The 21,045-nt window shown below is 63.6% G+C and carries 22 protein-coding genes and 1 tRNA gene; 16 read left to right on the forward strand and 7 right to left on the reverse strand.

The window, feature by feature from the left end; all coding sequences use genetic code 11:
- Both H8A95_RS31710 and H8A95_RS31715 read left to right on the forward strand, forming a co-directional pair.
- Nucleotides 1–759, forward strand: a 759-nt coding sequence (locus H8A95_RS31710) for a hypothetical protein (protein WP_229186749.1), incomplete at its 5' end; no start/stop codon positions are given.
- Nucleotides 760–862: 103 nt separating this feature from the next.
- Nucleotides 863–1,891 (forward strand): hypothetical protein, encoded by a 1,029-nt coding sequence (locus H8A95_RS31715; protein WP_229186750.1) that lies wholly within the window; start codon nt 863–865, stop codon nt 1,889–1,891.
- A 33-nt stretch (nt 1,892–1,924) separates the two neighbouring features.
- Here the strand turns inward: H8A95_RS31715 and tesB are convergent, their stop codons facing one another.
- The gene (tesB, locus tag H8A95_RS31720) at nt 1,925–2,785 is read right to left on the reverse strand and encodes an acyl-CoA thioesterase II (RefSeq protein ID WP_229186751.1); all 861 of its coding nucleotides are present in this window, start codon (nt 2,783–2,785) and stop codon (nt 1,925–1,927) included.
- 216 nt (nt 2,786–3,001) lie between these two features.
- Here tesB and H8A95_RS31725 point away from each other — a divergent pair, with 216 nt between their 5' ends.
- Nucleotides 3,002–4,222 (forward strand): ubiquinone biosynthesis hydroxylase, encoded by a 1,221-nt coding sequence (locus H8A95_RS31725; protein WP_229186752.1) that lies wholly within the window; start codon nt 3,002–3,004, stop codon nt 4,220–4,222.
- Between the two features lie 150 nt (nt 4,223–4,372).
- Here H8A95_RS31725 and H8A95_RS31730 read toward each other — a convergent pair whose 3' ends face one another.
- The 3 genes from H8A95_RS31730 to H8A95_RS31740 all read right to left on the reverse strand — a co-directional run bounded on the left by H8A95_RS31730 (nt 4,373) and on the right by H8A95_RS31740 (nt 6,130).
- Nucleotides 4,373–5,287: an alpha/beta hydrolase family protein gene (locus H8A95_RS31730; protein WP_229186753.1), complete on the reverse strand. Its 915-nt coding sequence runs from the start codon at nt 5,285–5,287 to the stop codon at nt 4,373–4,375.
- Between the two features lie 63 nt (nt 5,288–5,350).
- Nucleotides 5,351–5,548 (reverse strand): Trm112 family protein, encoded by a 198-nt coding sequence (locus tag H8A95_RS31735; RefSeq protein WP_018269337.1) that lies wholly within the window; start codon nt 5,546–5,548, stop codon nt 5,351–5,353.
- 45 nt (nt 5,549–5,593) lie between these two features.
- A complete protein-coding gene (locus tag H8A95_RS31740; protein WP_229186754.1) occupies nt 5,594–6,130 on the reverse strand; it encodes a TetR/AcrR family transcriptional regulator in 537 nt (178 codons plus the stop codon).
- 95 nt (nt 6,131–6,225) lie between these two features.
- Here H8A95_RS31740 and H8A95_RS31745 point away from each other — a divergent pair, with 95 nt between their 5' ends.
- The 8 genes from H8A95_RS31745 to H8A95_RS31780 all read left to right on the forward strand — a co-directional run bounded on the left by H8A95_RS31745 (nt 6,226) and on the right by H8A95_RS31780 (nt 14,378).
- Nucleotides 6,226–6,576 carry a hypothetical protein gene (locus tag H8A95_RS31745; protein ID WP_229186755.1) on the forward strand — a complete coding sequence of 117 codons (351 nt, stop codon included), beginning with the start codon at nt 6,226–6,228 and terminating at the stop codon, nt 6,574–6,576.
- 462 nt (nt 6,577–7,038) lie between these two features.
- Nucleotides 7,039–9,573 carry a bifunctional diguanylate cyclase/phosphodiesterase gene (locus H8A95_RS31750; RefSeq protein WP_229186756.1) on the forward strand — a complete coding sequence of 845 codons (2,535 nt, stop codon included), beginning with the start codon at nt 7,039–7,041 and terminating at the stop codon, nt 9,571–9,573.
- A gap of 227 nt (nt 9,574–9,800) precedes the next feature.
- Nucleotides 9,801–10,079: a PepSY domain-containing protein gene (locus tag H8A95_RS31755; protein ID WP_229186757.1), complete on the forward strand. Its 279-nt coding sequence runs from the start codon at nt 9,801–9,803 to the stop codon at nt 10,077–10,079.
- A 22-nt stretch (nt 10,080–10,101) separates the two neighbouring features.
- Nucleotides 10,102–10,659, forward strand: a complete 558-nt coding sequence (locus H8A95_RS31760) for a cytochrome b/b6 domain-containing protein (protein WP_229186758.1) — start codon at nt 10,102–10,104, stop codon at nt 10,657–10,659.
- Nucleotides 10,660–10,894: 235 nt separating this feature from the next.
- Nucleotides 10,895–12,541: a hypothetical protein gene (locus H8A95_RS31765; RefSeq protein ID WP_229186759.1), complete on the forward strand. Its 1,647-nt coding sequence runs from the start codon at nt 10,895–10,897 to the stop codon at nt 12,539–12,541.
- A 65-nt stretch (nt 12,542–12,606) separates the two neighbouring features.
- Entirely contained in the window at nt 12,607–13,077 is a 471-nt protein-coding gene (locus H8A95_RS31770) for an FMN-binding protein (RefSeq protein ID WP_229186760.1), read from the forward strand.
- A complete protein-coding gene (locus H8A95_RS31775; protein ID WP_229186761.1) occupies nt 13,058–13,969 on the forward strand; it encodes an FAD:protein FMN transferase in 912 nt (303 codons plus the stop codon). The genes H8A95_RS31770 and H8A95_RS31775 overlap by 20 nt, the downstream gene beginning before the upstream one ends.
- 19 nt (nt 13,970–13,988) lie before the next feature.
- Nucleotides 13,989–14,378 (forward strand): hypothetical protein, encoded by a 390-nt coding sequence (locus tag H8A95_RS31780; protein WP_229186762.1) that lies wholly within the window; start codon nt 13,989–13,991, stop codon nt 14,376–14,378.
- Between the two features lie 6 nt (nt 14,379–14,384).
- On the opposite strand, the gene H8A95_RS31785 is transcribed toward H8A95_RS31780, so the two are convergent.
- The gene (locus H8A95_RS31785) at nt 14,385–15,059 is read right to left on the reverse strand and encodes an LON peptidase substrate-binding domain-containing protein (RefSeq protein ID WP_229186763.1); all 675 of its coding nucleotides are present in this window, start codon (nt 15,057–15,059) and stop codon (nt 14,385–14,387) included.
- Between the two features lie 30 nt (nt 15,060–15,089).
- Nucleotides 15,090–16,010 carry a thioredoxin gene (trxA, locus tag H8A95_RS31790; RefSeq protein WP_229186764.1) on the reverse strand — a complete coding sequence of 307 codons (921 nt, stop codon included), beginning with the start codon at nt 16,008–16,010 and terminating at the stop codon, nt 15,090–15,092.
- Between the two features lie 92 nt (nt 16,011–16,102).
- Here trxA and H8A95_RS31795 point away from each other — a divergent pair, with 92 nt between their 5' ends.
- The 5 genes from H8A95_RS31795 (at nt 16,103) to H8A95_RS31815 (ending at nt 20,198) form a co-directional block, all read left to right on the forward strand.
- On the forward strand, nt 16,103–16,729 hold the full coding sequence (locus H8A95_RS31795; protein WP_229186765.1) for an SRPBCC family protein: 627 nt from the start codon (nt 16,103–16,105) through the stop codon (nt 16,727–16,729).
- Between the two features lie 160 nt (nt 16,730–16,889).
- A tRNA-Gly gene (locus tag H8A95_RS31800) sits at nt 16,890–16,964 on the forward strand.
- 273 nt (nt 16,965–17,237) lie between these two features.
- The gene (locus H8A95_RS31805; protein WP_229186766.1) at nt 17,238–17,870 is read left to right on the forward strand and encodes a DUF2865 domain-containing protein; all 633 of its coding nucleotides are present in this window, start codon (nt 17,238–17,240) and stop codon (nt 17,868–17,870) included.
- 284 nt (nt 17,871–18,154) lie between these two features.
- Nucleotides 18,155–19,432, forward strand: a complete 1,278-nt coding sequence (locus tag H8A95_RS31810; RefSeq protein ID WP_229186767.1) for a PQQ-dependent sugar dehydrogenase — start codon at nt 18,155–18,157, stop codon at nt 19,430–19,432.
- 187 nt (nt 19,433–19,619) lie between these two features.
- Complete coding sequence (locus tag H8A95_RS31815; RefSeq protein WP_229186768.1) at nt 19,620–20,198, forward strand: c-type cytochrome; 579 nt, start codon at nt 19,620–19,622, stop codon at nt 20,196–20,198.
- 145 nt (nt 20,199–20,343) lie between these two features.
- Here the strand turns inward: H8A95_RS31815 and H8A95_RS31820 are convergent.
- Nucleotides 20,344–21,045 (reverse strand): ketopantoate reductase family protein (locus H8A95_RS31820; RefSeq protein WP_229186769.1); only part of this gene is annotated, 702 nt, incomplete at its 5' end.

A 21,045-nucleotide genomic window follows, 5' to 3' on the forward strand; every position in this document is an offset into this window, starting at 1 on the left:
GCCAAGAGCAGCATGCACATGACGGTCTCGCGCCGCGGCACGAGCGATCCGCTCCCGGAAACGTCGATCGACAAGCTGATCGCCTATTCGCAGCAATTCCCCTCGAAACTCAGCATCAAGACGGTCGTCCCGGTCGGGATCGTCGTCTCGGACTATCAGACCATCGATCCCGAAATCAGCACCATCGAGGAAGAGCCCGATGTCGGCCGGTTGCGGCAGAATATGCAGGCGGTGAACAAGGAGCTCGCGGAGATCGAGTACCTGATGGGCGCTTATCGTGGACTGGGAATGGCCGGTCGTTCCGATGTTCTCCAGCCGATCCAGCGCGCGCTGGAGCCGAAGCCCGCGGCCATGCAACAGGCGCTTGACGCGTGCGGCAAGGCTCCCTGGAGCGGCGCCTGCAAATTCCCCGCCGCAATCCTCGACCTCCAGGTACCGCAGCTGCCCCTGCGTCCGACGCACATCACCTACACGTCGCGCAACGGCGCCGAGAACCTGGTCGCTGTCCTCGAACCGGGCGAGGAGGCAACGCTCATGCTCAGCGGAAGCTATTTCGTGGCCATCGGCCAAAATTATAACCGAGCAAACGTCGCGGACACTTCGCATATCGTGCTGATAGGGCCGAACGGAAACCGCAGCGAGCAGTCGTATCGGCCATCGCTAACGATCAAGGGACCGGCCGCGGTCTATGTCAAGATCATCGACTCGGATTACGGCGACAACCTGGATATCGAGACGCCGGCGGCGCTGCTCTATTGACCACCGCGCGGTCCGTCGACGGCGGTGGCCTCTGCCGGTTCGCGCCAAGAAAACGCGTCAAGCAAGAATCCAGAGATCGGTTCTGATTCAGTCAGAACCGATCATGCTCAAGCAGGAATTTGCGGCCCGGCATTTCGCATCGTTGCGGCCCTGCCGCTTCGCTCAACCCATTTCGGAGGAACGGATGTACAGGATTTCGCGCCAGGCGGCCGCTGCCCTCATTTTTCTCGGCGGCACGATCGCTTCGGAGCCGGTGCACGCGCGACTCGTGTGCCAGAGCGTCGACAAGATCAGCTTTGCCAAGAATGAAGACCCCAAAGGGTACAAAAAGATAACCTCCACCTCGGAGGACGATATGGTCAAGACCTGCAAAACGACAAGTTGGAGTACTCCACTCGATAACTGGTACTATGGCGATTACGACTTTCTCTACAGTGATTGGGCCAAGCGCTATCACACGGAGGCTGGACGGAGAGAGCCGATGGCCAGCCGCCCGGCGAGCTATATAACCGAGATCCGGCGGTACGGCTGCACGATGGATGGGACCCCGTTGGGCTATTTTGCACTCCATCTAGCCAATACCGGGAAGAAGCCGTCCGGCGAACTGACATTCCTGTGCGTATTGCACGAACAGTCGAATGACATCCGCCGGGGCGCCGGCCTGGGATTCGAGCTTTTCAATGAAGCACTCTCGACGGCGGGCCTGCTGGGCAGAAGCGACTCGATCAACCTGAAGGTCACGGCATTGCCAACCGCGATTCCATTTTACAGCAGCCTGGATGTGGACTGTAGTTCCGAGACCCGAGGCAAAGTCACCGTTACGGAATTCGAAACCGGCCGAACTCCGTACACCAAGGATGGAGGAGCTCGCGTGAAGCGGCGTTTCTTCTCGTTCAACGAGAACTGGGGAGATGGTAAGCCATCGTACAAGCGAATAAAATACGGCTGCACCAGCAAGGACGACTATGACAAGCTGGTGAAGCTCGGCGCGGCGATGGAGGCCGCAGGTCATCACAATCCTCTCACGGACCAGAAAGGTGAGGGCGAAATAGACTTCCAGGTCGCGCGAGACGAAATGTGCCACGCTCTGGACCACAAGAAGGAGTTGGTGTCCCAGCTGTGCGGTAAGTGACGATTGCTTTCTTCAGTCAATCCGGATCATGCTCTACCGCCGTTCGCGCACCGAGCCTTCTTGTGCGACGGATGCCACCAGCGTGCCGTCGGGCTTGAAGATCTGGCCGCGGGTCAGGCCGCGGCCTGACTGTGCGCTCGGCGAATCCTGCGCGTAGAGCAGCCATTCGTCGGCGCGGAACGGGCGGTGAAACCACATCGCATGATCGAGGCTCGCCGGCATCATGCGCTTGTCGAACAGCGTGCGGCCATAGCGCGCCATCACGGCGTCGAGCAGCGAGAAATCCGAGGCATAGGCAAGCGCGCACAGATGCAGCGCCGGATCGTCGGGCAGCTTGGCCGCGGTGCGGATCCAGACATGGATGCGGCCGTCGTCGATCTTCTGGCCGAAATAGCGGCCGAGCTCGACCGGACGCAGCTCGATCGGCCGGTCGCTCTCATAGTAGCGGCGGATGAACTCCGGCATCTCCTTGAACATCGGCTGCTTCGACACTTCCTCCGCGGTCAGCTTCTCCGGCGGCGGCACGTCGGGCATCTTCTCCTGGTGATTGAAGTTGCTCTCTTCATCGGCGTGGAACGAGACCATGATGGAGAAGATCGCATTGCCGTGCTGGATCGCGGTGACGCGGCGGGTCGAGTAGCTCTTGCCGTCGCGCAGCCGCTCGACCTGGTAGATGATCGGGATCTGCGGATCGCCGGGCAGGATGAAATAGCAATGGATCGAGTGCGGCAGGCGGCCCTCGACGGTGCGGCACGCCGCGACCATCGCCTGGCCGATCACCTGGCCGCCGAACACCCGCTGCCAGCTCGTCTTCGGGCTGTTGCCGCGGAACAAGTTCACCTCGAGCTGCTCGAGATCGAGGATGGACAGCAGGTCGATCAGGCTCTTGGACATCGAAAGTGCTCTCTTTCGTCATTCCGGGGCTCGCGAAGCGAGAGCCCGGAATCCATTCATCTACGGATCATGCGGCCCAATGGATTCCGGGCTCGCGCTGCGCGCGCCCCGGAATGACGAATGGGGCTGGCCGCTCTTGTTTCTGCCCCCTGTTTCGCCCAGCTATTATCAGGTAGCAAGCACAGTCTGATGGCGTCGGGCGCGTAAGGAAAAGGCATGCCGGCACAACGAAGTATCGTGATATGCGGGGGCGCGTTTGCGGGTCTGGCGCTGGCCGTCGCATTGCGCCAGGGGCTTGGGCCGGACATCCCTGTCGTCGTGGCCGATCCGGCGCTGAGCCAGCGCCCGAGCCGCGACCCCCGCGCCACCGCCATCGTGGCGGCCTGCCGGCGGCTGTTCGAGACGCTCGGTGTCTGGGGGCAGGTGGCGCCGACCGCGCAGCCGATCACCGACATGGTCGTGACCGACTCCAAGCTGCAGGACGCCACGCGCCCGGTGTTCCTGACCTTTGGCGGCAATGTCGCGCCCGGCGAGCCGTTCGCCCATATGGTCGAGAACCGCTATCTGATCGATGCGCTGGCCGCGCGCGCCGAGGCCGAGGGCGTCGAGCTGCGCGCCACTGCGGTGTCGAGCTTCGCCTCGCGCCCCGACGGCGTCGCCGTCACCTTGGCTGACGGCACCGATATCGATGCCAGCCTGCTGGTCGCCGCCGACGGCGCCCGCTCGAAGCTGCGCGAGCGTGCCGGGATCGCGACCCATGGCTGGGACTACGATCAATCCGGCATCGTCGTCACCGTCGGGCATGAGCGCGAGCATCACGGCCGCGCCGAGGAGCATTTCCTGCCCGCAGGTCCGTTCGCGATCCTGCCGTTGACCGGCAACCGCTCCTCGCTGGTGTGGACCGAGACGCGCAAGGATGCCGCCCGCATCACGGCACTGAACGACGAGCAATTCCACGCCGAGCTGGAGCAGCGCTTTGGTTTGCATCTCGGCGAGATCAAGGCGCTCGACAGACCGCGCGCCTTTCCGCTCGGCTATTTCGTTGCGCGTTCCTTCATCGCCGAACGGCTGGCGCTGATCGGCGACGCCGCGCATGTGATCCACCCGATCGCGGGGCAGGGGCTCAATATGGGCCTGAAGGATGTCGCCGCATTGGCCGAGGTCGTGGTCGATGCGGCGCGGCTCGGCATGGATCTCGGGCAGGCCGACGTGCTCGAGCGCTATCAGCGCTGGCGGCGTTTCGACACCATGGCGATGGGCGTTGCCACCAACTCGCTGAACTTCCTGTTCTCCAACGAATCGACGCTGCTGCGCACCGTGCGCGACATCGGATTGGGCCTCGTCGATCGCGCCCCGCCGCTGAAGAGCATGTTCATCCGCCAGGCCGCCGGACTGTCAGGCGAGGTGCCGCGGCTGTTGAAGGGCGAGGCGCTGTAAGACTCCCGGTGTCGTAGCCCGGATGCAGCCAACGGGTCGCGCGAATGCGCGCCCGATGACAGGCTCCGCGAAATCCGGGAAGCTCCAGCCGCGCATCATCTGTCCCGGATTGCGCTGCGCTTCATCCGGACTACGGATTAAGGCCGGCAGTCATTTTTGCGAAATGAAAGCCGCGACCGCGTCGATCAGGTCGGGGTCGAGCGGCCGCTCCGGCTCATTGTAGCTCGCGACGTCATCTGCGGCGTCGGTGACGTCGACCAGCACGTGATTCATGTCCGGCAGCCACAATGATTTGGCGGCGATGTCGGCGGTGGTGAGCGCGAGGAAGTCGAGCCGCGCCAGTTGATGATCGCGGCCGCCTGCGATGATCAGGGCCGGCCCGGTGATCTTGCGCATCGGCTCGATCGGATCCTCGGTGAAGGCGGATGTGATGGCAGGCTGTAGCGCGGGCGCGATCGCAAGCCCGGCCGGCGGCGGATCGACGATCTGTCCGGCCATGATGTCGTCGATGGCCTTTCCGATCGGCGCGAATTTGTCCGGCGGCAGCTGCTTTGCGAGCTGCGCCTTCAACAGGTCGCCCTGCTTGCGCGCCGCCGTTGCGAGCAGCACTAGCCGGTCGACCGGCACGCGCTGCGCGGCGAGGATCGCAACCAGGCCGCCCTCGCTGTGGCCGACCACCGCGACATGAGAAAACCTGGCGCTGCCGCGCAGATAGTCGATCAGCGCCGCAGCGTCGCCGACGAAGTCCTTGAAGCGAAAGTCCTCGGGACGGCCGAACTCCTTCTTCCATTCGCCCGCGCCACGCTTGTCGTAACGCAACGTCGCGATGCCGCGTGCGGCCAGTTGCTCGGAAAGTTTCTTGAGCGTCGCCGGCTTGAGCTGCGGCCCGTTGCCGTCATGATCGGTCGAGCCGGAACCCGCGATCAGCAGCGCCACCGGCGGCCTTGCGATGTCGGGTGGGACCGTCAGCACCGCGTCGATGGCCCCGATGCGCAGTCTGCTCTCGCCGGCTGCCGCACTCGCCAGCGAGACGAGCAGCAGCAGCCATGTGACGAGGGCGCGCATGTAGTCCTCTTATTGGAGCATGATCTTTTCGGAAAACCGCTTCACACTTTTCCGGATCATGCTCTAGTCGATCTTGCGGGCCTCTTCGGGCAGCATGATCGGGATGCCGTCGCGGATCGGATAAGCGAGCTTTGCGGAGCGCGAGATCAGCTCCTGCCGCGCGGCGTCGAATTCCAGCGGCCCCTTGGTGATCGGGCACACCAGGATTTCGAGCAACTTCGGGTCGGCGGTGCTTTCGAGATGATCCGTCGTGGAATTCATTGTGATCTCCGGCTCGCCGTCCTGTAGCACATCCCGGCGTGAGTGTCAGCGCTTGGCGATGCGCAACAGCTCGTCGATTGCGGCCTGCTGCCGCGCCTTCGGCAGCGTCTGCTCGGACAGCGCGTAGCCGATGAACGCCCAATAGAAGATCTGCGCCCGGCCGCGCGCCACGTCGTCCGGGAATCCGGCTTGCCGCAGCAGCGTTTCGATGTAGCCGATCCGGCGCTGGTCGACCTCGAGCACGGCGGCACGCGCCGCTGCATCGGCGGTGGCCCAGCTGCGGACCGCGCGTTCCAGCGCCAGCCGCGCCGAGAAGGTCCGGCGCAGCAGCAGCGCCAGCGCATCGCCGCCTTCCGGAATGGTCTCCAGCTCGGCGATCACCTGCTCGGCGGCGACCTCACGCCAATGGGTGAGGATCGCGGTTCGGTAGGCGCCGATGTCGGCGAAATGCCAGTAGAAACTGCCGCGCGAGACGCCCATGGCCTTGGCCAGCGGCTCGGCCTTGAGCGCCGTGAAGCCGCGTCGTGCCAGCGTCTTGAGGCCCTGATCGAGCCAATCCTTGACCGAAAGCTGTTCCGTCATGGTTCCCCGTCCCGCGCCGCCGACCATACATAAGTGTATTGACAGGCGCCAGCGGTCGGGATCATATCCATACAGTACTGTATGGAGACGTCGCGATGCGTGATGTTCTGCTGCAAGGCGCCGGGCTCATCGCCATCCTGGTCAGCCTGATCCATGGCGTTCTCGGCGAGACCAAAATCTTCGCGCGCGCCACCGTCGAGCCGCCGCGGCTGCGCCTCTTGCTGCGTCTGGTCTATCAGGCCGGCACCGTCGCCTGGATCGGTGGCGGGGTGCTCCTCGTGGCCGCGCCGTCGATGGCATCGGACGCCGCACGGCATTGGATCGTGGCGACGCTCGCGGTCGTGTTCGGTTGCGCCGCGTTGGCGAATGCGGTGGCGACCCGCGGCCGCCATTTCGGCTGGATGGCGATGAGCGCAGTCGTGGCGCTCGCCGCTGCCGGCTACTAGTGTGCTGAATGCGAAGTTCGTGCGATTTCGCGGCAGCCGCTTTCACGAACTTCGCATTCATTAAGCACACTAGAATCATAAGTTTGCTAGTGTCCTTATCGAATCCGAAGTTCGTTCCGAAAGTGCGGCAAATGATGCGAACTTCGGATTCGGGACACTAGCGAGTGCGGCCACAACGGATGCTCGCATCGGCTTCCGTATCGCGCTTCGCACGGGCTGAAATGATCGGCGAAACACCAGCAAAGAGAGGCATTGCTGGTCGCAACCGGTGAAAACCGCCGCGTTCCGCTCAATGCCTGAAGACATGCATTTGCAAGGCCCGCGCAAAATTTATGGGGCCATCAATTTCCGTGCGGAATCGGCTTACGCGCGGATAACCATGCCACCAAAAGTTGCAGAAAATTATCGAGAACACAATTCAATCGGCCTAGCTTGTCCGCGCGGACAACCATGGACCGATGCATGTTTCGTGTTCTTACGTGTCTTTCAGGTGAGCATGACTGGCGACTCGTTCTGCTCGCCGGACTGGTCTGCTTTGTCGCCAGCATTGTCGCCGTCAACATCTTCCATCGCGCGATCGCATCGCAAGCGAGGACACGGCTGATCTGGATTGCGATCGCGGGAGCCGCGATCGGCTACGGGATCTGGGCAACGCATTTCATCGCCATGCTCGCCTACGAGCCGGGCGTGCCGACCGGCTACGGCATCGTGCTCACGGCGCTGTCGCTCGCCGTAGCGATGATGTTGACGTCCGGCGGACTCGGCCTTGCCGCCAGCGACTCCGGTAGCTGGCGCGCGCCGGTCGGCGGCGCAGTGATCGGAGCCGGCATTGCCAGCATGCACTATCTCGGCATGTGGGCGCTGGAAGTGCCGGGCCACGTGGTCTGGTCGCTCGACCTCGTGGCTGCCTCCATCGTGCTCGGCATGCTGTTCGGCTACGCCGCGCTGGCAATCGCGGTCCGCCATCAGGATCGCTGGATGACGCTCGTTGCGGCGCTGTTGCTGACGCTGGCGATCGTGTCGCATCATTTCACCGCGATGGGTGCGGTCGAGATCGTTCCGGATCCGTTGCTGACGCCGGCGGCTTTGTCGCTCTCTCCCGCGTTCCTCGCCATCGTGATTGCGGGCGTCGCGCTTTCGGTGCTCGGGATGAGCCTGGTCGGCGTGCTCGCGGACCGCCGCCTCGCGCTGCGGACGCGCCGCTTCGAGGAAATCATCAGCCAGCTTTCGCTGGCGCGGCAGCAGGTCGAGGCGTCGCAGAAGGAGCTGGAAGAGCAGAGGTTGCGGCTGGATACGGCGATCAACCACATGGGTGAGGGCCTCTGCATGTTCGATGCGGAGAAACGCCTCGTCGTGTGCAATGACCGCTATGCCAAGATGTATCGGCTGCCGCCCGAGCTGCTGCTGCCCGGCGCGGGGCATCGCGCGATCATCACGCATCGGATCGCCAACGGCATTCTCAAGGGCGAGACCAGCGACAGCGCCGCGACGCAGGTGCTCGCGACATTGAATGCGCTGCCGGCCGATGAGATCAGCAGCCGGGTCGACGAGCTCGCCGACGGCCGGTTGATCTGCGTGACGCGGCAGCCGATGCCCGGCGGCGGCTGGGTGGCGACGCATCGCGACGTCACCGAGCAGCGGCGCTCCGAGGCCAAGATCACCTACATGGCGCAACACGACGCGCTGACCGATCTGCCGAATCGCGTGCTGCTCAAGGAGTGGATGGAGCAGGCGCTCTCCGGCGCTAGGTGCGGCGGGCCGAGCCTTGCGGTGCTGATGCTCGATCTCGATCGCTTCAAGGACGTCAATGACACGCTCGGACATCCGGCAGGCGACGCGCTGCTGAAGTCGGTGGCCGCGCGGTTGCGCAGATGCGTCAGCGAAACCACGTTGGTCGCGCGGCTCGGCGGCGACGAGTTCGCGGTGATCGACTACGTCAGCGATCCGGTCCCGGAAGCGGGCTTGCTCGCCGAGAAGATCAGAAAGGCGCTCAGCGAGCCGATCGATCTCGGCCATCACCGGGTGACCACCACGACCAGCATCGGCATCGCGATCGCTCCGCGCGACGGTACCGATTCGGACGAGGTCCTGAGAAGCGCCGATCTTGCGCTTTATTCGGCCAAGAGCGGCGGGCGCGGCTCGTTCCGCTTCTTCGAGCCGGAGCTCGACCGGCTGCTGCAGGCCCGGCGCGGCCTCGAGCGCGACATGCGCAACGCGCTCGCCAACGGCGAGTTCGAGTTGCACTATCAGCCGTTCATCAACGTCGCGAGCGGGGAGACCTGCGGCTTCGAAGCGCTGTTGCGGTGGCATCACCCGCAGCGCGGCATGGTGTCGCCGGTGCAGTTCATTCCGCTGGCGGAAGAGACCGGCCTGATCGTGCCGCTCGGCGAATGGGTGCTGCGTACCGCGTGTGCGGAGGCCGCAAAATGGCCCGACGACCTCAAGATCGCGATCAACCTGTCGCCGGTGCAGTTCAGGAGCCCGGAACTGGTCCCGGTGATCGTGCACGCGCTGGCAAGCGCGGGAATTTCGCCTGACAGGCTCGAGCTCGAAGTGACCGAAACGGCCATCATTCAGGACAGCGAAGCGGTGTTCGCGGCGCTCAGCCAATTGCACGATCTCGGCGTGCGGATTGCGCTCGACGACTTCGGCACCGGCTACTCGTCACTGAGCTTCCTGCAGAAGTTTCCGTTCGACAAGGTCAAGATCGACCGCAGCTTCGTGTCCGAACTCTCAAGCGCCACCGACGAGTCGCGCCGGATCGCGCGCGCGATCGTTCGCTTTGCGGTCAGCCTCGGCAAGACAACGACGGCCGAAGGCGTCGAAACCAGGGAGCAGTTCGACATCCTCCGTGCCGACGCCTGCGTGGAAGTGCAGGGCTTCCACTTCAGCCCGCCGGTTCATAGCGAGAAGGTCGCGCAGATGATCGGTGGGCGGACCCCGGCGGTAGCCGAACGCCCGGCGGTTCGTCGCGCGATGGCGGGTGCCGCGTCCTGATCGAAGGCCTGCGTCAGCGGATGGATGCGCATGAGGCGTAAGGCCGCAGCAAGTGGTCAAAACCAAATTGCGCGCGGAGCGCAAAGCGGTTTTCGCAGCCGTTAGAATTTCTCTAAAGCCTGCCACCACCACGCTTCCTTGACTTGGCGATCACCTCAGCATTGTTCACGCATGTGCTCTGCGCGACGGCGTTGTTGGGCATGATCGTCAACGGAGGGGAGATACGCGTGAGAGTGATTTTGAGCGCTGTGCTGGCAGCGAGTGTTCTGGCGCTAACTGGATCGGCGGCGTTCGCCGACGGCTACAAGACCTGCACCAAGCTCGACAAGGCGTCGTGGAAGCCGGCAAGCGATGCCGAAGCCAAGGCCAAGGCCGCCGGCTACGAGGTGCGCCGCTCGAAGGTCGAAGGCTCGTGCTACGAAGTCTACGGCGTCAAGGAAGGCAAGCTCTACGAGCTGTTCTACAGCCCGGAGGATCTCAGCCTGAAGCACACGATCGCCAAGTGAAGCACCAAGTGAAGCAGGCGCGATGATGGAGGCGGCGCCCGGCGCCCGCGGCGCGACGAACGTGCAGGTCTGGGACCTGCCGCTGCGGCTCTGGCACTGGGCGCTCGCCATCCTCGTCCTGGTGGCCTGGGTGACGCCGAACGTCTTCGACCGGCTGCACCGGCTGGCCGGCTATGCCGTGATCGCCCTGCTGGCGTTCCGGCTGATCTGGGGCTTTGCCGGCACGCGCTATGCGCGTTTCGGCAAGCTCGGCGTCCGCCTGCGCGCCGCGCCGCGCTACATCTGGAATCTCCGCCGCGGCATCACCGGGCGCTATATCGGGCTCAACCCGGCGGGCACCGTGATGCTGGTCGCACTGCTGCTGTTGCTCGCGGTCTCGGCGATCACAGGTGCAATGGAGGTCACCGTCACCTTCTTCGGCGTCTGGTGGGTCGAAGATACCCACGCCTATGCCTCGGATGCGGTCATCATCCTGGTCGCCCTGCACGTGCTCGGCGTCATCGTAGTGGGATTGCTGCAGCGTCAGAATCTCGTGCGAGCGATGTTCACCGGACGGAAATCCATTCGCGATCGGCAGTAAGCCACGTCGAATTCGTCTGCCCGACCCGCGAGCAAATCCCGTGACGCCGGAAACCCTTCCCAGCTGAGTTTTAGTCCTATTCTAGAATGGAGTGATTCTAACTTCTCCTAGAATGGAGTGATTCTAACTTCGAATCGCTTCGAGAGGCTTCCGAAGCATTTCGAAACAATTCGAGACAGTGCTAGGTGCGCCCTTATGTCGCGGGTTTTCCATTTCCGCCGATCCAGGGGGGCGCATGTCATCGCATCACAGCACGGGCTTCGGTGCTTCGAAATTCGAGCTTGGCTCCAGATCGAGGCGCGCGGCGCTGCTCGCGGCGACCGCGCTGTCAGTCTTCACCAGCAGCGGCGCCCTCGCGGCAGACGATAGCGCGAACGAGGCATTGCTGAAAAAGCTCGACAAGATGGAGCGGCGCATCGCAGCGCTCGAAGCCGAGCTGAAGGAAAAGGAAAGTCGCCCTCCGGCCGGCGTCGATGCCAAGTCCTCGCCGCGGCCGGCCTCGATCCGCAGCGTCAACGCGACGGCGTCACCCACCGATGCAAAGGACGCGACGGATACCAAGCAGGAAGCGAAGGGGAGCAAGGGCAAGCCCGAAGCCCAATCGGCAGAGGCGCCGGCCAAGCCGATGCTGAATCTCCCGCCGCTGCCTGCGGCAGGCGACAAGCCCATTCTCGGACTGGTCGATTCACCCGTGCCCGGCCTCAGCATCGGTGCCTATGGCGAAATCAAGTTTGGCAGCGCGCAAAATCCGGCTGCCAACGGCCAGTGGCAAAAGGGCTTCGATGCTCAGCGCTTCGTCCTATTGCCGACCTATGCGATCACGCCAAACATCATCTTCAACGCCGAGATCGAGTTCGAGCACGCAGGCTCCGGATTCGACAACGACGATAAGCTGCACGGTACCGCCGAAATCGAACAGCTCTGGATCGATTTCAAGATCATCGACCAGTTCAATTGGCGTGCGCCGGGTATCGATCTTGTGCCGTTCGGCTACATCAACCAGCATCACGAGCCGACGCAGTTCTACAGCGTGAACCGGCCTGAACTGTATCTCGGGCTCATTCCGTCGACATGGAAGGTGCCGTCCAGCAGCGTCTACGGGACGATTACCGAAGACCTGAAATATCAGGTGATGGTTGCGACCAGTAACGAGGACTTCGGCGATTCCTTTGATAATCGCACCGCGGCCAAGACCGTGCCGCTTCCGGGTACGGCGTACGCGGCGGGGATCGACGGCCTGAATGGGCTCGCTTTCTCGCGGCCCCCGCTCGGTGATTTCCAGCAGCTCAACAACGCGGTCGCGGTCGCCGGCCGGCTGGACTTCACGCCGACGTTCCTCCAGGGCTTCGCCGGCAGCGTCAGCGCCTATTTCTCGCCGAACACGACGCCGCGCGGAGCGCACGACGATCTCGGCAATTTCCTCGGTCACTCGAGCCTGTCGATGTTCGACGCCGAGTTCCGCTATCGCGTGCCTCAGACCGGCCTCGAGCTTCGCGGCGAGTATGTCCGTGCGGATTTCAGCCATCCGGAGAATCTACGCGCGAACAACGATTCGGATCCCACCAACAATGTCGGCAAGTCGATGTACGGCTATTCCGGCGAGATCGCCTACCACGTGCAGCTCGGCACCGTCCTGAACAGCGAGTGGGAGGCGGTACCGTTCTATCGCTACACCTACCAGAACCTGCAGACCGGCGGCTTTGCCGGCACGGATGCGAACATGCCGACCGGCGCGGGCCAGCGACAATACCACACCGCCGGCTTCGCGCTGTTCCCGTCGCCGAAGATCGCGCTGAAGGCGACCTACCAGCACGTCATCGACAAGAGCATCACCAGTGCGATGTCGGATTCGTTCCTCGGTGGCGTCGGCTTCTTCTTCTGAGATCGATACGGCGCGCAGGACAGGCGCGCTGCGGCGTGATGAAAACGATGGGAGCGAAGTGAAAGATGAGTTGGGTTCGATATACGCTGCCGGCTGCGGCGATCGTGTCGGCTGCTTCGCCGGCCTATGCCGTTCAGTATCTGTCGATCGAGGAGGCGCAGAAGCAGGCGTTTCCGTCGGCGACGAATTTCACCGAAGTCCAGGCAGGCCGGGTCTGGAAGGCCGAAGCCGGAGGCAAGGTCGCGGGCTTCTTCGTCTTCGACCGGGTGATCGGCAAGCACCTGTTCATCGACTATGCAGTGGCGCTGACGCCGGGCGGCGCGGTGCATAAGGTCGAGATCCTGCAATATCGGGAGTCCTATGGCGGCGAGATCCGGAGTCCGAGCTGGCTGGCGCAATTCGTCGGCAAGACCGGCGGCAGCGCGTTGAAGATCAACGGCGACATCCGGAATATCTCCGGCGCGACGCTGTCGTCGACGCATGTCACGGAGGGCGTGAAGAGGATTTTGGCCGCCTATGCCAATCGCCTTCGATAGTATTCGCCGCGCCCGGCCGCTGCTCGGCACCTTCGTCGAGATTGAGGTCACGGCTGCCGCCGGACCCGAAACGGATGCCGCCATTGACGCCGCATTCGATGCCGTCGCGCGGGTTCATCGGCTGATGAGCTTTCACGAGCACGACAGCGACGTCAGCCGCGTCAACCGGGAAGCCGGCGTCCGGCCGACGCGCGTTGATGCCTGGACGTTCGAGGTCCTGGAGGCGGCGGTCGAGATGCACCGGCGCTCCGGGGGGGTCTTCGATGTGACCGTTGCACCGGCATTGCAAGCCGTCGGCCTGCTGCCGGGAGCGGACGGCGAGCGGGCCGTCGTGCCCGCACCGTGCGTCGGCGATGCGATCGAGTTGCTGCCCGAACGCATCGTGCGCTTTCAAGCGCCCGATACCAGGATCGATCTCGGAGGAATCGCCAAGGGCTTTGCGGTCGACCGTGCCATCGAGGTGCTGCGCGAGTTCGACGTTCCGGCGGGGCTGGTGAATGCCAGCGGCGATCTTCGGGTGTTCGGAGCAGCGCCGCACGCGGTCGATCTGCGCGATCCGCGCGACCCGCTACGCCTGCTCGCGCGTATCGAGATGGCTGGAGAGGCGCTGGCATCGTCGGCGCGTCGATTTGATCTGATGGAGGGCTCGACTCTGGGCGCTTCTGCGATCATCAATCCCGCAACCGGGGAGCCGGCCGCTGCGATGATCGGCGCCACGATCCGTACGTCGTCATGCATGATTGCCGATGCGTTGACCAAGGTCGTGATGATCTTAGGGACCGGTGCCGGCGACCTGCTCGAGCATTACGGAGCCAGCGCCCTGCTGGTCGCGGCCGACGGGGACATTCAGATCACATCCGACTGGTCACAGGCGGTGCACCTTGCGGCTTAAACGTTCATTTCGTTACGCGATGTACGCCGCGTTTGCGGCGCTGTTGCTGACCGGCGCCGGCTGGTTGGTGGCCGATTGGCAAAAGAACGCCGACGGTGCCGAGATATGGCAGCAGGTTGCCGCCAACCTGCTGATGATTCATGGCGGTGTCGCCATGCTGGCGCTGCTGTTGCTCGGCGCGCTCGTTCCCGTGCATCTGCTGCGCGCGTGGCGGAGCCGGAAGAATCGCATTTCGGGATCGATCATGGCGACGTTCAATGCCGCGCTGATCGTGACCGCCTTCGGGCTCTACTACCTCGGTTCGGAGGTGGTCAGGCCCTGGATGAGCTGGATCCACCTCAGCGTGGGGTTTGCCCTGTCGCTGATGTTTCCGCTTCATATCTGGTTTGGTCGGCGAGAGTTGCGGTGACGGCCCTTATTGCACCGGCGGGTCGCCGCTGGTGCGTTTCTTGGCGAGGTCCATCTCGGTGATCGCGATCAGGATCTCGGCGCGGGTCTTCAGGTCGGGCGCTTCGAGCATCGCCTGCTTCTCGGCGGATCCATAGGGCGACATCATCGCCAGCGCATTGACCAGCGCCTCATTGGGCGCGGACTCGATTCCTTCCCAGTCGACCTTCAGATTGTTGGCTTCCAGGAAATCGGCGAGCACCTCGAGCAGCGCCTTGCGGTCGACGGCGTCCTCGCCCTTGCGTGCGGTGAAGTCGCCGGTGAACGAGAAGAAGTCGACCTTGCACTGCCGGTACGGCGTCTGCACCGTCAGCTCCTCGACGATCTTGAAGCGCGCGACGCCGGTCAGCTCGAGGATGTAGCGGCCGTCGCCGGATTCGGCGAGCTGGGTGATGCGGCCGACGCAGCCGATGCGGAACAGCACCGGCTCCGCCTCTTTCTGTGAATGCGCCGCATCGGGCTGGATCATGCCGATCAGGCGGTGACCGTCACGCAGCGCGTCGTCGATCATCGCGAGATAGCGCGGCTCGAAGATGTTGAGCGGCATCTGGCCGCGCGGCAGCAGCAGCGCGCCCGGCAGCGGGAACACCGGGATGATCTCCGGGAGCTCGCCGGGCCCGCGATATTCGGCATTGATCGGCATCTACGGTCCCGCTGCTGTGACGGGCGTGCTTTACGAGAACAGGATCGTCGACAACCGCCGGCGCCCCTCGACGGTTGCCTCATCGGTGCCGCCCCACGCCTCGAAGAGCTGCACCAGCTGTTTGCGCGCGCCGTCGTCGTTCCACTTGCGGTCGCGCTTGACGATGGCGAGCAATTGCTCGGTCGCCTCCGTGCGCTTGTTCATGGCATTGAGCGCGGTCGCGAGATCGAATCGGGCCTGATGATCGAGCGGGTTTGCGGCGACTTTCTGTTCCAGCTCCGCGATCGGACCGACCGACTGCGCCTGTTCGGCGAGATCGATCGCCGCCTGCACCGCCTTCACCGCGGCGTCGTTGCGCTTGGATTCCGGAACCATCGCGAGCGTCTGCTTGGCCTGCTCGACCGCACCCGAAGTGACGTAGCATTTGGCAAGGCCGGCGAGCGCCCCGATGTTGGTGGCGTCGTGGGCCAGCACCTCGGCATAGATCTGTGCGGCCTGGGCGGCGTCGCCCTCGGCAAGCACGGCGTCGGCCTCGGCCAGGATCTCCGCGAGATTGGGCTCGCCGGCGGCGGGCACGCCCTTGGTGATCTTCTCGATGAAGGCGTTAACTTGGCTCTCCGGCACCGCGCCCATGAAGCCGTCGGCGGGCTGGCCGTTGACGAAGGCGATCACGGCCGGGATCGACTGGATGCCCATCTGGCCCGGGATCTGCGGATGTTCGTCGATGTTCATCTTGACCAGCTTGACCCGGCCCTTGGCGTTGTTGACCGCCTTTTCCAGCATCGGCGTGAGCTGGCGGCAGGGACCGCACCACGGCGCCCAGAAGTCGATCATCACCGGCTGCCGGCGCGATTCCTCGATGACGTCCTTGACGAAGGTCTGGGTCGTCGTCTCCTTGATCAGATCGGGCGCTGCCTGGGGCGTGGGGCCGCCCTGCTCCATTATCGTCACGTTGTCCTCGCCTGGTCTTCTGAGGTCAAAAAATATGGGGGCGTTCTAGCACGCTCCGCGCGGCCGGTTCAGCCGTTCTGTCAGGCTAGAGCATGATCCCGGAAAAGTGGGAACCGGTTTTCCGAGGGATCATGCCCAGTAAATGGCGGTCGGCCAGAAAAATTCAATCGCTTGCCGGCCATCCCGTTCCATCGGAGATCGGGTGGGTCGGCGCCCCGGAACAGCGGATGATGGCGGTCCTTCATGGCTCCAGGGGATCGCCGATGGCAAAGGCCTATTACAGCACCGTGTTCGAGCAGCCGGCCGGCGAAGTCTGGAAAATCATCCGCGATTTCAATAATTACCCGGTCTGGGTCCACGGTGCTGCCACGAGCGAGATCGAGGGCGGCAAATCCGGCGACACCGTCGGTGCCGTGCGCAACGTGCTGTACCGGGAGCGTCGGATCCGGCAGCGGCTGCTTGCGCAATCCGATGTGGAGCGCTTCCAGACCTATGAATTTGCCGACAGCCCGACCCTGCCGGTGACGGATTTCAGCGCGACCCTGCGGGTGACCCCTGTGGTCGACGGCGACCGGGCCTTTATCGAATGGTGGGCGGTGTTCGATTGCGACGCCGGCAGCCGCGTCGAACTGGCGCAGACGCTGACCGGCTGGTTCGAGACCTGGCTCGAATCGCTCCGGGACGAGATGGCTTTGAGGCCCGTTCCGGCGGAAAGGTGAAAAGAAATCGGCGGCGCGGTCGATTTCGGCCGATTCGAGGTCGATTTTTAAGGAAACCGCGCGATTTCGTGAGGCTCGGACCGCGCTCTTGTGTTGCATTCACAGACAGCATTTGGCATAGGTCTGCCGTTGCCGGCGAGCGATCGCCGCCATTTCGGATGCGGGTGTAGCTCAGTGGTAGAGCACGACCTTGCCAAGGTCGGGGTCGAGGGTTCGAGCCCCTTCGCCCGCTCCAAATATCTCGCTGACCGAGCTGACAGTCTGATGAAGGCCCGCCCATTGGTGCGGGCTTTTTGGTGTTCGGACGGCACCACGATCTCGCGGTCAGGATGCCGCGGCCGGCGATAGCCGCTTCGGGTCCGGTTGGCCGCCAAAACGGTGCTTTCTCAAAACTGAAAGATATCTGTGGTTGTGTCGGCCTTGAAATGGCTGTCGCTCGCCTTTCGACGCGGCAAGCAAGTGAATGATGCCTATCAGCTGGAAGCCAGATCCCGGGTTGAACCGCCGCTTGGCGCGCGCATGCGTTGCAGCGCTGGTCGTGCTCGTCGGCATCTCGACATATCCGCCGGCTTCAGCGCAGCAATTGCCGAGCGACTCGGCGTATGCGCCGGCGCCCGGTTTCTTTCCCACACCTGGCTTTGTTACGGCGCCCGGCTTTGAGCCCGCGGAGCGACCGCGGCCGCGGATCTACATCACGACGCGATCGCAGCTGGGCGGCCGGCAAAACTTCTGCGTCAGGACCTGCGATGGCCGCTTCTTCCCGCTGTCGCGTGTGAGCGAGGCGGCGGATATCAGGACATGCGAGGCGGCCTGTCCCGCCGCGGAGGTGAAGCTGTATTCCGGCTCCGATATCGACAGCGCCCGAACCGAAGAGGGCGAGACCTACAAGACGCTCGCCAATGCATTCCGCTTCCAGCGCGAGATCGTGCCGCAGTGCTCGTGCAGCGCCGGCGCCTCCACCGGCCTGACGCCGATTGCGATCGAGGACGACATGACGCTTCGCACCGGCGACATCGTCGCCGCCGATGACGGCTTCAAGATCGCGGCGATCTCCGGCGGGCAGCGGCGCAGCGTGTTGTTCAGGCCGTTGTCGAAAGCAAAAGTGCAGGCGCTCGGCCTCGCCCGCCTCTCATCGCGCTAGTTGGCGCGATCATCGGCGTTAGCTTCATTCGAATATTACGCTGCGGTGCAGAATGCCTTGTTATCGGGCAGGCTCGTGCAGGAAAATTTGATCTCAAATTTCGTCTCAAATTTCGTCTCAACTTGTTTTGACGCAGCGCACACCGCTGCATGCGCTTTTCAGCGTCGATGGATGTGCTACCATTTTGCCGTCTGACCTACCTCACAGACCGCCACCATCATCTCTCACGGCGTTCAAAATCAATAACAGGCAAGCTGCAACGGCTTGCGTAGGGGAGTGACGCGATGAAGTCCGCTTTCAATCGATCAATACTTGCGTTCGCGGCGATAGCGCTGCTGGCGGGGACAAGCTTTGCCAATGCGCAGCAACAAACGGACAAGAGCCGGGCGCTGAAGAAGTACGAATCGGGCACCAAGGAATTCTGGACCCATCCGCCGGATGACTGGTTCCTCGGCGACGAGACCGAGGCGCAGAAGGGCCTTGCCCCGCCGTCCGGTCCGCCGACCGGCGCGTCCGACGCCGAGCTCGCCACCATGATGAAGAAGATCAAGCTGCCGGCGGGCTTCAAGATCGAGGTCTATGCCTCGAACGTGCTCGCGGCGCGGCAGATGGCCTGGGGCGACAAGGGCACGCTGTTCGTCGGCTCGTTCGGCCTCGGCAACGTCTATGCGATCAAGGACAACAACGGCAAGAAAGAGGTCAAGACCATCCTGAAGGGCCTCAACATGCCGACCGGCCTCGCCTTCCGCGACGGCGCGCTCTACGTGATCGCGGTCGACAAGCTGATCAAGTACGACAATGCCGAAGCCAATCTCGACAATCTCGGCAGCGGCAAGGTGGTGTATGACGACATGCCGTCCTACGCGGCGCATGGCTGGAAATACATCGCCGTCGACAAGGACGGCTGGTTCTACATTCCGTTCGGACCTCCCTTCAACATCGGCATCCCGCCGACCTCGGTGTCGCAGATCCGCCGCGTCGATCCCAAGACCGGCAATGCGGAGATCTGGGCGCTCGGCGTGCGCAACTCGGTCGGTGGCGACGTCGATCCGCGCACCGGCAAGTACTGGTTCACCGAAAACGCCCGCGACTGGATCAGCGACGATCTGCCGAGCGACAAGCTCAACATGATCTCGAAGATCGGCGAGCACTTCGGTTATCCCTATTGCCACCAGGGCAACCTGCCGGACACCAAGTTCGCGATGGGTCACAAGTGCTCGGAGTTCACCCCGCCGGTGTACAATCTCGGTGCACACGTGGCTCCGCTCGGCATGAAGTTCTATACCGGCAGCCAATTCCCGGCCGAGTACAAGAACTCGATCCTGATCGCCGAGCACGGCTCCTGGAACAGGCATAAGTACCAGGGCGGCCGCATCGTGAAGATCACCGCGAGCCCTGACGGCAAGAACGCCAAGCAGGAAGTCTTCGCGTCCGGCTGGATCGAGGGCGACCAGGGCTATCTCGGCCGTCCCGCCGATATCCTGCTCGACAAGGATGGCTCCATCCTCGTCGCCGACGATTGGGCCGGTGCGATCTATCGCATCAGCTACAGCAAGAAGTAAGGGTTGAACCAATGCGGGGCTGCGGTGGCCGATCAGGCAGTCGCAGCCCCGTTCACGTGGATCGGCAAGCCGGCCACGGAACAGACTCGTCATGTCCGGACTTGATCCGGGCATCCATCCAAACAAAAAACCCTTTCAAGCAGATGGATTGCCGGGTCGAGCCCGGCAATGACAGCCGGAGAAACTAATGCGTAGTGCATCGCTCGGAGTCCTGGCAGCGGTCATCCTGCTGGCGTCATCCGCCCAGGCCGCGGACAATGCCGCCGTCAAGGAGAAGGCGGACGTCTGCGCCGGTTGCCACGGCGACAACGGCATCTCGCAGACCGAGAACATTCCCTCGCTGGCCGGCCAGCTCGACCAGTTCATCCAATGGCAGCTGGTGTTCTTCCGCGCCGGTGCGCGCAAGAACGAGCAGATGCAGCCGATCGTCGAGCAGCTCAGCAACGAGGACATCCGCAATCTCGGCGCCTATTTCGCGTCGCTGACGCCGTTCAAGGGCGGCAAGGACGACAATCCGGACTTGTCCGAAAAGGGCAAGCAGGCCGCCGCCGGCCGCCGCTGCGCCTCATGCCATGGCGATACTTTTGCTGGCACCAAGGCGGTCGCCCGCATTGCTGGCCAGCGCGAGGAATATCTCGTCGAGGCGCTGCATGATTACAAGTCGGGCGTGCGCTCCGGCGGCGCGCAGGCCGCGATGGCCGATGTGGCGTACCCGCTGAGCGACGAGGAGATCACCGCGCTCGCGCATTATCTGTCGCATTTGTAGCGGCAAGAAGATCGTCGTCCCTGCGAAAGCAGGGACCCATGTGCCGCAGCCTCACGATTTGGCGAGGTGCGGGTTGCTATCCGTTCAACACAATTGAAGCTGGTGGTTATGGGTCCCTGCTTTCGCAGGGACGACGCCAGTTGTATTACGCTTGCCGCTGCTTCTCATACGCCTTGAGATGCGTGTAGGCCGTGCGCAGCTTCGGCACCGGGATCTTGGCGGCATCGGCGCGCACGATCAGGTCGCCGATCACGTGATCGGCCTCGACCGGCAGCCCCGCCTTGATGTCGCGGAACATCGATGCGGTCATCGGCGAGCCCTCGGCGGTCAGCAGCCCGCGCGTGCGCTGGAAGAACGGGCCACCCGGCGCATGGCCGGCGTCGGCGGCGATCGCGCTGCATTCATCGAGAATGCCGAGCAGGAAATCCTTGCCGCCGGGCGCGGCCAGGATGTTGCCGACCGAGGTCCGCATCAGGCTGGTGGAAGCGGCGAGCGATGCCAAAAACACCCACTTCTCCCACATGTCCTGCATGATGTGATCGCTGGCGGTCGCGCCGTTGACGACGGAGAACGTGTCGGCGATCGCGCGCACCCGATCCGACATGCCGCCGGCGCGCTCGCCGAAATTGAGCGACTGCATCGGCTGCAGCTGTACCACCTCGCGCTTCTCGTTCAGGGTCGCTGCGATCGCGCAGAGGCCGCCGAGCACATGCTGGGCGCCGAACCTCTTGTCCAGCGCATCGAGATGCAGCATGCCGTTGAGCAGCGGGATGATCGCGGTCTTGTCGCCGACCGCGGGCGCAAACGACTTGATCGCGTCGTCGAGATCGAATGCCTTGCAGCTCAG

The sequence above is a fragment of the Bradyrhizobium oropedii genome, assembly GCF_020889685.1.
GTDB lineage: Bacteria > Pseudomonadota > Alphaproteobacteria > Rhizobiales > Xanthobacteraceae > Bradyrhizobium > Bradyrhizobium oropedii.

Coding starts and splice junctions, on each gene's coding strand:
- H8A95_RS31715 (WP_229186750.1), top strand. CDS start 863: ATGCTCAAGCAGGAATTTGCGGCCCGGCATTTCGCATCGTTGCGGCCC.
- tesB (WP_229186751.1), bottom strand. CDS start 2,785: ATGTCCAAGAGCCTGATCGACCTGCTGTCCATCCTCGATCTCGAGCAG.
- H8A95_RS31725 (WP_229186752.1), top strand. CDS start 3,002: ATGCCGGCACAACGAAGTATCGTGATATGCGGGGGCGCGTTTGCGGGT.
- H8A95_RS31730 (WP_229186753.1), bottom strand. CDS start 5,287: ATGCGCGCCCTCGTCACATGGCTGCTGCTGCTCGTCTCGCTGGCGAGT.
- H8A95_RS31735 (WP_018269337.1), bottom strand. CDS start 5,548: ATGAATTCCACGACGGATCATCTCGAAAGCACCGCCGACCCGAAGTTG.
- H8A95_RS31740 (WP_229186754.1), bottom strand. CDS start 6,130: ATGACGGAACAGCTTTCGGTCAAGGATTGGCTCGATCAGGGCCTCAAG.
- H8A95_RS31745 (WP_229186755.1), top strand. CDS start 6,226: ATGCGTGATGTTCTGCTGCAAGGCGCCGGGCTCATCGCCATCCTGGTC.
- H8A95_RS31750 (WP_229186756.1), top strand. CDS start 7,039: ATGTTTCGTGTTCTTACGTGTCTTTCAGGTGAGCATGACTGGCGACTC.
- H8A95_RS31760 (WP_229186758.1), top strand. CDS start 10,102: ATGATGGAGGCGGCGCCCGGCGCCCGCGGCGCGACGAACGTGCAGGTC.
- H8A95_RS31765 (WP_229186759.1), top strand. CDS start 10,895: ATGTCATCGCATCACAGCACGGGCTTCGGTGCTTCGAAATTCGAGCTT.
- H8A95_RS31770 (WP_229186760.1), top strand. CDS start 12,607: ATGAGTTGGGTTCGATATACGCTGCCGGCTGCGGCGATCGTGTCGGCT.
- H8A95_RS31775 (WP_229186761.1), top strand. CDS start 13,058: ATGCCAATCGCCTTCGATAGTATTCGCCGCGCCCGGCCGCTGCTCGGC.
- H8A95_RS31780 (WP_229186762.1), top strand. CDS start 13,989: ATGTACGCCGCGTTTGCGGCGCTGTTGCTGACCGGCGCCGGCTGGTTG.
- H8A95_RS31785 (WP_229186763.1), bottom strand. CDS start 15,059: ATGCCGATCAATGCCGAATATCGCGGGCCCGGCGAGCTCCCGGAGATC.
- H8A95_RS31795 (WP_229186765.1), top strand. CDS start 16,103: ATGATCCCGGAAAAGTGGGAACCGGTTTTCCGAGGGATCATGCCCAGT.
- H8A95_RS31810 (WP_229186767.1), top strand. CDS start 18,155: ATGAAGTCCGCTTTCAATCGATCAATACTTGCGTTCGCGGCGATAGCG.
- H8A95_RS31815 (WP_229186768.1), top strand. CDS start 19,620: ATGCGTAGTGCATCGCTCGGAGTCCTGGCAGCGGTCATCCTGCTGGCG.